Source organism: Streptomyces sp. AK010 (genome assembly GCF_014207295.1).
GTDB classification, from domain to species: domain Bacteria; phylum Actinomycetota; class Actinomycetes; order Streptomycetales; family Streptomycetaceae; genus Streptomyces; species Streptomyces massasporeus.
Map to the genome: position 1 here is coordinate 1 of NZ_JACHCX010000046.1, position 8964 is coordinate 8964.

Sequence of the window (8964 nt, forward strand, 5' to 3'; positions counted from 1 at the left end):
CCTAGAGAAACGCCCTCCAGGCGGCCACACCCATATCTACGCAGGTCAGACCCCAGATTCTGAGCTCTAGGCCGTCGAATTATGTCGAACCCGGGTCGATCGTCTGGACCAGAACCGTCGCGGTGACACCGGCGGCTTGGGCCTCGGACTCCAGGTCGGCGAGCAGAAAGTCGCGGCGCAGCGGGGCGAGTTCCGGCCCGGTGATCCAATCCTGGTCGCGGACGGAGAGGTCCCACACATGGTGGTGCGCGTCGATGACGCCCTCAGCGGTGTTCCCCTCCATGGCGGTCACTTCCACGACTCGTCCACTCCTTCTTCCGCCGATTGGTTTCGTCGACCGGCATCGCAGCAGGGACGGGGACGTGCGGGGGGCAGCAGCCCCTCTGCGCGCAGTCCGTCCCAGACCGCGGCCGGTACCGTTCGCCCCAGCTGGTCCACCGTGTCGCGGACCTCCTCGGCGGAACGCGCACCGGACAGTACGCTCGCTACCGCCGGATGTCCGAACGGGAGGCGCAGCGCGGCTGCGCGCAGCGGTACGCCGTGGCGTTCGGTGACCGCCTTCATGCGCAGCGCCCGGTCGAGCACATGGGGTGGGGTGGGCGCGTAGTCGTACGTGGACCCGGGTTTCGGGTCGGTGAGCAGACCCGAGTTGAACACCCCGCCGACGATGACACTCCTGCCGCGGGCGGCGGCCTCCGGCAGTACCTCGGCGAGCCCCTCCTGCTCCAGCAGGGTGTAGCGGCCGGCGAGCAGCACCACGTCGATGTCGGTCTCGCGCAGGAAGCGGGTGGGGAGCGCGCACTGGTTCACTCCGATGCCGATCGCCTTGACGACGCCTTCACCGCGCAGCCGTTCCAGCGCCGGGTATGCCTCGGTGAGAGCCTGCTCGGCGTGGTGGTCTGGGTCGTGCAGCAAGGCGAAGTCCACGCGGTCCAGGCCGAGGCGGTGCAGGCTCGCTTCCAGGGAGCGCAGGACTCCGTCGGAGCTGAAGTCCCAGACGCGGCGGTGGGTGTCGGGCACGGCGAAGCCGTGGGCGAGATCGTCGCCGCGGCCGCCCTCCGGGTTGGGGTCGAGCAGCCGCCCGACCTTGGTGGAGACGGTGTACGTGTCGCGGTCGCGGCCTCGCAGCGCGGCGCCCAGGCGTCGCTCGGACAACCCGAGTCCGTAGTGCGGGGCGGTGTCGAAGGTGCATACGCCCGCGTCCCAGGCGGCCTCCACCGCGGCGGACGCGGCCTCGTCGGAGACCGGGCGGAAGAGGTTGCCGATGCCGGCGGCTCCGAACGACAGCTCGGTGACCCTGACACCGGAGCCGCCCAGCGTCGTCGCTCTCATGAGCCGACCGCCGGGCGCAGCCGGAGCCCCCGCATGCCACCGTCGACGGCCAGGGCAATGCCGGTGACGGACGCCGCGGCGGGGCTCGTCAGGTAGACCACGGCCGCCGCCACCTCGTCCGCGGTCACCAGGCGGCTCAGGGGCTGGCGTGCGTCGAGGGCGGCGCGTTCCGCCTTCGAGTCGTCGGCGGCGTCCAGGAGCCTGGTCACCCTTGGGTTGTCGGCGGTGCCGGGGTTGACGCAGTTGACGCGGATGCCCTCACGGACGTGGTCCGCGGCCATCGCCAGGGTCAGCGACAGCACCGCACCCTTGCTCGCGATGCACAGGGCGCGCTGAGGGAGGCCCGCAGTGGCCGCGATGGAGCATGTGTTGACCACCGCCGCGTGCGACGAGCACCGCAGATACGGCAGGGCGGCGCGGGTGGTGCGCACCGTTCCGAGGACGTTGACGTCGAGGACGCGGTGCCACTCATCGTCAGGGTTGTCCTCGACGGTACCGACGGCGCCGATCCCCGCGTTGTTGACCAGGATGTCCAGGCCACCGAGCTGCTCGGCAGCGCCGTCCACGGCGACACGTACCGAGGCGTCGTCGGCGAGATCGGCCTCGAGGGCGATCCGCCGCTCGGGAGCACCGGAGAGGTCGAGGTCCATGACGGCCACCGTGGCGCCGTGGTCGGCCGGCATCCGGGACGTGGCCAGCCCGACCCCGGACGCGCCGCCGGTGACGACGGCCTTGAGTCCCGACAGGCCGCTCATGCTGCTCAAAGGGGTGCCTTTCACGCTTGGGCGAAGGTCTGGGGTTTGGCGCCGAGGCCGTCGATGGCGAGCTCGACGTCGCCGGGGCGGAGGTGGGGGTGCCGGGGAGGCCAAGGGCCACGCCCGCGGAAGTACCGGTGTTGATCACGTCGCCCGGTTCAAGGACCAGCTCGGGCAGTTCCCCCGCCGTGACGGCCACCCGGGCCCGGTCGACTCCGCCCGAAGCCAGGAAAGCGCCGTCGATGTCCGGCGTCACGGACCACAGGTTCAGCAGCCGGCCGTCGTCGGTGCGGACGACGCACCGCTTTTCGCCGGGCGCGCCGACTCGTAGGAGTTTCCCCTTGCCATGGGTGGTTGTCAGATTGCTGTCGCCGAGGGGGTCAGGTGCCAGATCTCGGTCAGGTCGGACCAGTTGCCCCCGGTGCCGGTATCGGCCCAGGGCTCCTGACACGGGCCGGTGAGCTGCCACCAGGCTTGAGTGGCCGCGTCGGCGCCGATCGCGGCCATGTCGGCCTCGAAGTCGTCGCCGTGGTACTCGAAGTAGCCGAACAGCATGTCCTCGCGCAGAAAGATGCTGTAGTTGCGGATGTTCGCAGCCCGCAGCGCGGCCTCGACACCCGGCCATACCGCGGAGTGCAGGCGCAGATACAGGTCACGGTGCTCCGGCCGCAGGCGGATCGTCTGGGCAACGCGTTTCATCGGGGTCCTTCCGGTGAGTGTGGGCCGGGTTGCCGACCGACCCGGATCGGGCGTGCCTTGCGACGCACCGGCGAAAGTTGCCCGCACGACAAGCGGCTCGAGACGACGCGTGAGGCAATGTCGGTTCAGCACGACGGTGGGGCGGGCGTTCCGACGCACTGTCAGTACGCGGTACCGAGGGTGCGTCGAGCACGATCGACGGCTCCCGTCCGAGTCGGCGCGCCATGGGTGGACGGAGGGCGCCAGGAGGTGCGGCTGCCCCCTCACTCCTTCGTCGCCCCGGCGAGCATGCCGGACACAAGAGCGCGTTGGGAGAAGAGGAACACGATCAGAACAGGGACGATGGTCACCAGGGTGGCCAGGGGCAGTTCGGGCCGCAAGATCTGGTTGCCCGCGCCGCTGGAGGTGTTGAACAGCGGCGAGGCGGCGAGCAGGTTGTTCAGCCCCACCTGCGCCGGATATTGAGAGCTGTCGGGCAGCATCACGAACGGCAGGAAGAAGTTGTTCCAGTTGCCGACGAAGTTGAAGAAGCCGACCAGTGCGATCACGGGTTTGGCCAGCGGCATCGCGATGAGACGGAAGACCTGCCACTCCGAGCAGCCGTCGATCCGTGCGGCGGACAGCAGGTCGGAGGGGACGTTGGAGGAGAAGTAGATGTAGGTGAGGTAGACCCCGAACGGGAAGAAGGAGAAGGGCAGGATGACCGACCAGATCGTGCCGTCCAGGTGCACGGCGTTCATCCCGAGGTACAGGGGCAGCACCATCGCCGCTGTCGGCATGAGCATCACGAGCATGGTGATGGTCAGCAGCATCCGCCGCCCGATGAACTGGGTGAGGGCCAGGGCGTATCCGGCGGGGATCGACGTCACCAGGGTCACGGCCAGCGCGCCGAACGTGTAAAGCGCCGAGTTCAGCAGCCAGGTGAGGATGGCGCCGTCCTGAAACGCGTAGAGGTGGTGCCAGGTGTCGGCGACCGCGCCGAGAGAGCCGTAGGAGAACGGGTTGTCCCGCACGATCTGACTGTCGGTCTTGGTCGTGGCCAGCAGGAGCCACACCACCGGTACACAGAAGAACAGCGCGGCCAGGCCCATGACGATGAGCCAGGCCAGCCGGGCGGCCAGCGACCTTGGTCGGCGCTTGCGGCGCATGGGCTTCCTCGGGCTGGTGCGGGCGCCGGGGGTACGGGGCGGGCGGGTTCGGCGGGCTGTTGTGGTGGGAGCTGTGGTCATCCTTCGTTCCTGTCGAACAGGCCGGTACGGAAGACGACGAGCGCCGCGCAGGCGAGGCCCAGGATGAGGAGGTCGACGGAGAGCGCCGCCGCGCCGTTGAAGTCGCCTGCCTGGAAGGCGTACTGGTAGGAGAGCTGGTTCGGTGACCAGCTGTCGGGGATCATGCCCCAGCTGGCGAGGGAGACTAGTTGCGGCTCGACGAAGAGCTGGGTGCCTGCCGCGAAGGCCAGGATCAGCATGTACGCGATCCACTTGGTGATCATCGGGATCTGGATGCGCAGGGCGATCTGGAGCGTGCTGGCGCCGTCGATGCGAGCGGCCTCCAGGATTTCGTCGGGGATGCTGTTGAGCGCGCCGTACATGACCACGATCCAGCCGCCGGCCCCGGTCCAGAACGCGATGACGGTGAAGAGCACCGGCAGGTGTCCGGGAGCGTTGACCTGGGCGAGGGTGTTCCAGCCGAAGCTCTTCAGCAGCCAGCCGACGGGGCTGGCGGCTGGGTCGAGGAGGATCAGGAAGAGCAGTACGCTCGCCACTCCGGCGAGGGCTCCCGGCAGGTAGAACAGGAACCGCAAGGTGGTGGAGGCCCTGCGCATGCGGCCGTGCAGCATCAGGGAGAGCAGCACCACCAGGATCATCAGGCTGGCCAGCCACACCACCAGGTACAGGCCGATGTGGAGGAAGGCCGGTCCGAAGCGGTAGTCGGTGAACGTCCGGGTGAAGTTGCCGAGTCCGACGAGCTGGTTGCGGGAGTTGGACAGCGCCAGCCACACCGCGTAACCGGTAGGCAGGACGCCGAAGGCGAGAAGGAGGAGGACGTAGCCGGAGACGAAGACGTAGCCGGCTCGCCCGACGGGGTTGCGGGCGGAGCGGCCGCGTCGGCGGCCGCTGCGCTCCGTCGCCAGGTGAGTGGTCATGGGTCCGCTTCGCTAGTTGACGGTGTAGCCGAGGGACTTGGCCTTGTTGGTGATGGCCGTCTGCCAGGTGTCCAGGGTGTCGGTAAGGGTCTTGCCGGAGTTCAGGGCGGGGACCACCGTGGAGGAGTAGATGGCTTCCTGGCTGTACTGGGTGGCGGACCAGCCGGGCCAGATCAGTTCCGCGGATTCCTTGAAGACGGGACCGACGTCCTCTGCGAAGTAGCTGGTCTTCTTCTGGTTGGCGAGCCAGGTGACCGCGGCTTTCTTGTACGCGGGGTAGGTGCCCGCGGTGCCCTGGTAGGCGTCGGAGGTCGTCATCCAGGTGACCAGGTCGGAGGACGCCTTGAGGTTCTTGCTGTGGGAGGAGACGAACCACAGTCCGCCGCCGACGTTGCCGGTGTAGTTCCTGGCGTCGCCCTCGAACTTCAGCGGGGATGCGGCGGCGATCTGTCCCTTGGGGGTCTTGAAGGTGGAGTTGAAGAGCACCTGGCCGAACCAGGAGGGGCCGGGGAGCATCAAAACCTTACTCGCCTGGTGCTTGATGAAGCCGGCGCTGAAGACGGTGTCCTTGGAGACCGAGCCCTTGGCGATCAGGGTGTCGAGCAGCTTGGCCATCCGGGTGCACTTGGCGTCCTGCAGGTCCACCTGCACCTTCTTGGCACCGGTCGCCGTGCTGGCAGGGCACTGGCTCGCCCAGAAGTACACCTCAGGGCTCCAGGCGTCCCCGGCGGTGCCGACCAGGTAGCCGCGGTGCTCCTTGGCGACCTTCTCGCCGAGTGCCTGGTACTCCTCCCAGGTGGTCGGGACGGAGTACCCGAACTTCTCCATGAGGGACTTGTTGTACCAGAGCACGTTCTGGGCCAGGTCGTTCCGGAGGCAGTAGGTGTTGCCGTTGAAGGTGCAGGGATTCAGCGCGCCGTCCGCGAAGCCCTTCAACGTGGACTGGGCGACCACGCCCTGGTTGACGGGCGCGGCATACGGGCTCTTGCCCTGAGATGCCCAGGTGCCGTCGTTGACATTGGCGCTGAAGGCGACGTCGGGCCACCCGCTGCCGGCCCGGTCGAACAGCTGGACCTTGGTCTGCAGGTCGTTGGCACCGTTGGCGTCCCCGCTGTACGTGACGATCTTGATCTTCACGTTCGGGTGCGCCTTCTGGTACGCCTGCACGCCAGGCACGCGGGTGGCGTCCGCCCAGACCGTGATCTCGCTGCCTTCCTTCTGAGCGACAGGTTTGAAGACGGCCGGGGAGGAAGCCGTCGTCGGCGTGGGGTCCGCGCTGCCACAGGCAGCGAGCACGAGCAGGGAGACGGCGCCCAGGACAGCGACGGCCGTGCGCCTGAGCCGGCGGCGGGAGGAAACCGGAACGTCGTCGTTCATGACTGACCTCAGATCTTGGGAAATGACGCACAGCAGGAAGAGGCGCCGCGCTCGGGGTGTTCGAGACGGGCCGTCGGGCGGCCTGGGGCTCCCGTCATCAGGCCCGAGGCGGGGTGACGGTCTCCTTGTCGACAAATGCCTGAAGCGCAGGAGGGTAATCCAGGCCCGCCGGAAGGGCGACGCCCGGACCGGTGGGGGCATGAACGAGGCCGCGAGAGTCGATGCCGCTCTCACGGCTGATGGGATTGCCCATGACCAGCGACTCGTAGTAGGTGGTGTTCGAGATGGCCATGCACAGGTGCCGGTTGGGGATCTCCGGCCCGTGCACCTCGGCGCGCAGCCGGTAGGCGTCGGCGAGGTGGGCGGTGCGCATCGCGCCGGTGAAGCCGCCGCGCAGTTGGGTGGAGGCGCGGACTCCGAAGGTGGCGGCGCCCGCCTGGATGAAATCGGCCGAGTTCATGTGCGCCCCGTCGGAGGTCTCGGCCACGAGGAGGGGAACGGCCACCGCGTCGGCGAGGCGCTTGTACGCGGTGACACTGAACTCCCTCATCGGCTCCTCGTACCAGAGGTAGCCGGCGTCCGAGAGAGCGTGCCCGAGATGGATCGCGTCGGGGAGGTCGAAGCCCGCCGACCCGTCGAACATCAGCGGGACGTCATCCCCCACATGCTCGCGCAGCGCCACCGACAGACGGGCGTCGCGGCGGGCGTCACCCCAGGCGTGGAGCTTGATGGCGGGGTAGCCGAGTTCCAGGGCCTGGTCGGCGATGTCCAGGTACTCCTCGACCGAGGAATAGGTGACAGTGGAGGCGTAGGCGGGTATCGAGGTGCGGTAACCGCCGAGCATGTGCCAGGTGGGCCGGTCGGCGAGTCGTCCAGCCAGGTCCCACAGCGCGATGTCGACCAGCCCCAGCAGGTAGAGCGGTAGCTCCTCCGTGCGGTCCAGCTCCCACATGCGATGCCAGAGCCACTCCCGCTGCAGGGGATCCTGCCCCACCAACTCCTTGCGCAGTACGCGGTCCAGCAGGTCCGCCAGGATGACCCCACTGCCCCGCCGAGGGGACATCGCCACCCCCTCGACCCCTTCGTCCGTGCAGATGCGCAGCACCGCGGCCTCGCCCTCGGACGGGCTGCCCAGGAGTCCGTCCCGCCAGACGAAGGGCGGACTGACTCCCGGCACCCGCACCGGATGGCACTCGACTTCTGCAATGCGCACGGCTTGCACCCCTCGGAGCGGGAAGTACTGCTGCGAAATTTTCGTGTAACGTAAGTCGTCATACGAATGCTGTCAAGAAGTTTCCGCGCAGTAGACTCGCCGTCATCCGCATCAGCAAGGGGACAACGCATGGCCAAGGACAGCACCGGCAGGACAGGAGAGCCTCCCGTTCTCAAGCCCTGGCCCAAGCGTCCGGCCCGACTGGCACAGGCCGTCACGGAGAGCCTCACCGACTCGATCGTGTCGGGTGCCATTCCTCCAGGGTCGACCCTGCCGGTGGAACCCGAGCTCTGCGAGACGTTCGGCGTCAGCCGGATCACCGTCCGCGAGGCGGTCAAGTCCCTGGAGGCCAAGGGGCTGGTCCTGGCCCGGCAGGGCTACGGCACCACCGTCACCCCGCCCGAGGAATGGAACCTCCTCGACCCGGTCGTGCTCGCCGCCACTGTCCAGCATGACGACCAGCTCGTCGTCCTCGACCAGTTGGTCGACATCCGGTCGACGCTGGAAGCCCAGATGACAGCCCAGGCCGCGGAGCTGGCCACCGACGACGACCTGAGAGACGTCGAGCGGCTGCTCGTCCGGCTCGACGAGGAGACCGCCGTCCCGGCACGCTTCATCGAGACCGACGTGGCCTTCCACGACCGGATCATGCAGGCATCCCACAACAGGCTCGGGCGTTCCATCATCCGGATCCTCCACGCCCAGGCGCGCACGACGTACCTGTACAACGGAACTCCGGACGCGACCGCGTGCGAGCGTGCCAACGCGGAGCACCGAGCAGTCGCCGAGCGGCTGCTGGCCCGGGACTCCGAGGGGGCCGCGCAAGCCATGGCGGCACACATCACGACCGCTTGGAGCCGCCGCCGCGCGCCGAACGTCGGCTCGCCCGCCTCCTGAGAGCACTCCCACCGACACGCCCCCGAGCCAAACAGGCCGGGGGCGTTCGCATGTCCAGGTCCCGCCGAGCCGGCAGCGCGCGACCTATTGACGAAATTCATATGACGTCTAATGTTACATCGCTCTTACCCCTTCCCCCTCTTCCCGCTGGGCTGTCCCCTGCCCGCCCACACACACCACGGGCCCCCTGAACCTCCCGGAAGGTGTCACATGCGAACAACCCGCATACGTCCCACGGTTCCTGGCCGTCTCAGGTCATGGCTGGCCACGGCCGCCGTCCTCACCGCCTCGACCGCGGCAGTCCTCACCCAGGCCGGCCCCGCCTTCGCGGCCGGCACGACGCTCTACGCCGCACCCAACGGCTCCGGCACCGCCTGCTCCTCGAGCCGGCCGTGCTCCGTCACCCAGGCCAAGGCCAAGGTACGGGCGATCAACAACTCCATGACACGCGACATCACCGTCGAGCTCGCCGACGGCACCTACCGGCTCTCCGCGCCGCTCACCTTCACCTCGGCGGACTCCGGCACAGGCGGCCACACGGTGAA

General features: G+C 68.4%; 8 protein-coding genes and 2 pseudogenes. 2 read left to right on the forward strand and 8 right to left on the reverse strand.

Features of this window, described 5'->3' with window-relative positions; genetic code table 11:
• Positions 1-97: 97 nt before the first annotated feature.
• The 8 genes and pseudogenes from HDC93_RS37225 to HDC93_RS37260 all read right to left on the reverse strand — a co-directional run.
• A pseudogene (locus HDC93_RS37225) lies at positions 98-283 on the reverse strand (amidohydrolase); the annotation flags it as partial.
• A gap of 5 nt (positions 284-288) precedes the next feature.
• Complete coding sequence (locus tag HDC93_RS37230; protein ID WP_185015191.1) at positions 289-1332, reverse strand: aldo/keto reductase; 1044 nt, start codon at positions 1330-1332, stop codon at positions 289-291.
• Entirely contained in the window at positions 1329-2087 is a 759-nt protein-coding gene (locus HDC93_RS37235; protein WP_185015197.1) for an SDR family NAD(P)-dependent oxidoreductase, read from the reverse strand. Before HDC93_RS37235 ends, HDC93_RS37230 begins: the two co-directional genes overlap by 4 nt.
• Before the next feature lie 357 nt (positions 2088-2444).
• Positions 2445-2786: an L-rhamnose mutarotase gene (locus tag HDC93_RS37240; protein ID WP_185015192.1), complete on the reverse strand. Its 342-nt coding sequence runs from the start codon at positions 2784-2786 to the stop codon at positions 2445-2447.
• A 263-nt stretch (positions 2787-3049) separates the two neighbouring features.
• Positions 3050-3934: a carbohydrate ABC transporter permease gene (locus HDC93_RS37245; protein ID WP_185015198.1), complete on the reverse strand. Its 885-nt coding sequence runs from the start codon at positions 3932-3934 to the stop codon at positions 3050-3052.
• 77 nt (positions 3935-4011) lie between these two features.
• A complete protein-coding gene (locus HDC93_RS37250) occupies positions 4012-4932 on the reverse strand; it encodes a carbohydrate ABC transporter permease (protein ID WP_185015193.1) in 921 nt (306 codons plus the stop codon).
• Positions 4933-4944: 12 nt separating this feature from the next.
• Positions 4945-6309, reverse strand: coding sequence for an ABC transporter substrate-binding protein (locus HDC93_RS37255; RefSeq protein ID WP_185015194.1), 1365 nt, complete (start codon positions 6307-6309; stop codon positions 4945-4947).
• A 97-nt stretch (positions 6310-6406) separates the two neighbouring features.
• Positions 6407-7522 (reverse strand): enolase C-terminal domain-like protein, encoded by a 1116-nt coding sequence (locus tag HDC93_RS37260; protein WP_185015195.1) that lies wholly within the window; start codon positions 7520-7522, stop codon positions 6407-6409.
• Between the two features lie 129 nt (positions 7523-7651).
• Between HDC93_RS37260 and HDC93_RS37265 the strand changes: the two genes are divergently transcribed.
• Positions 7652-8419 (forward strand): FadR/GntR family transcriptional regulator, encoded by a 768-nt coding sequence (locus tag HDC93_RS37265; RefSeq protein WP_185015196.1) that lies wholly within the window; start codon positions 7652-7654, stop codon positions 8417-8419.
• Between the two features lie 210 nt (positions 8420-8629).
• A pseudogene (locus HDC93_RS37270) lies at positions 8630-8964 on the forward strand (hypothetical protein); the annotation flags it as partial.

Excerpts from the sequence above, each read along its gene's own strand:
- HDC93_RS37255 (WP_185015194.1), bottom strand. The coding sequence starts at position 6,309 with ATGAACGACGACGTTCCGGTTTCCTCCCGCCGCCGGCTCAGGCGCACG.
- HDC93_RS37235 (WP_185015197.1), bottom strand. The coding sequence starts at position 2,087 with ATGAGCGGCCTGTCGGGACTCAAGGCCGTCGTCACCGGCGGCGCGTCC.
- HDC93_RS37240 (WP_185015192.1), bottom strand. The coding sequence starts at position 2,786 with ATGAAACGCGTTGCCCAGACGATCCGCCTGCGGCCGGAGCACCGTGAC.
- HDC93_RS37265 (WP_185015196.1), top strand. The coding sequence starts at position 7,652 with ATGGCCAAGGACAGCACCGGCAGGACAGGAGAGCCTCCCGTTCTCAAG.
- HDC93_RS37245 (WP_185015198.1), bottom strand. The coding sequence starts at position 3,934 with ATGCGCCGCAAGCGCCGACCAAGGTCGCTGGCCGCCCGGCTGGCCTGG.
- HDC93_RS37250 (WP_185015193.1), bottom strand. The coding sequence starts at position 4,932 with ATGACCACTCACCTGGCGACGGAGCGCAGCGGCCGCCGACGCGGCCGC.
- HDC93_RS37230 (WP_185015191.1), bottom strand. The coding sequence starts at position 1,332 with ATGAGAGCGACGACGCTGGGCGGCTCCGGTGTCAGGGTCACCGAGCTG.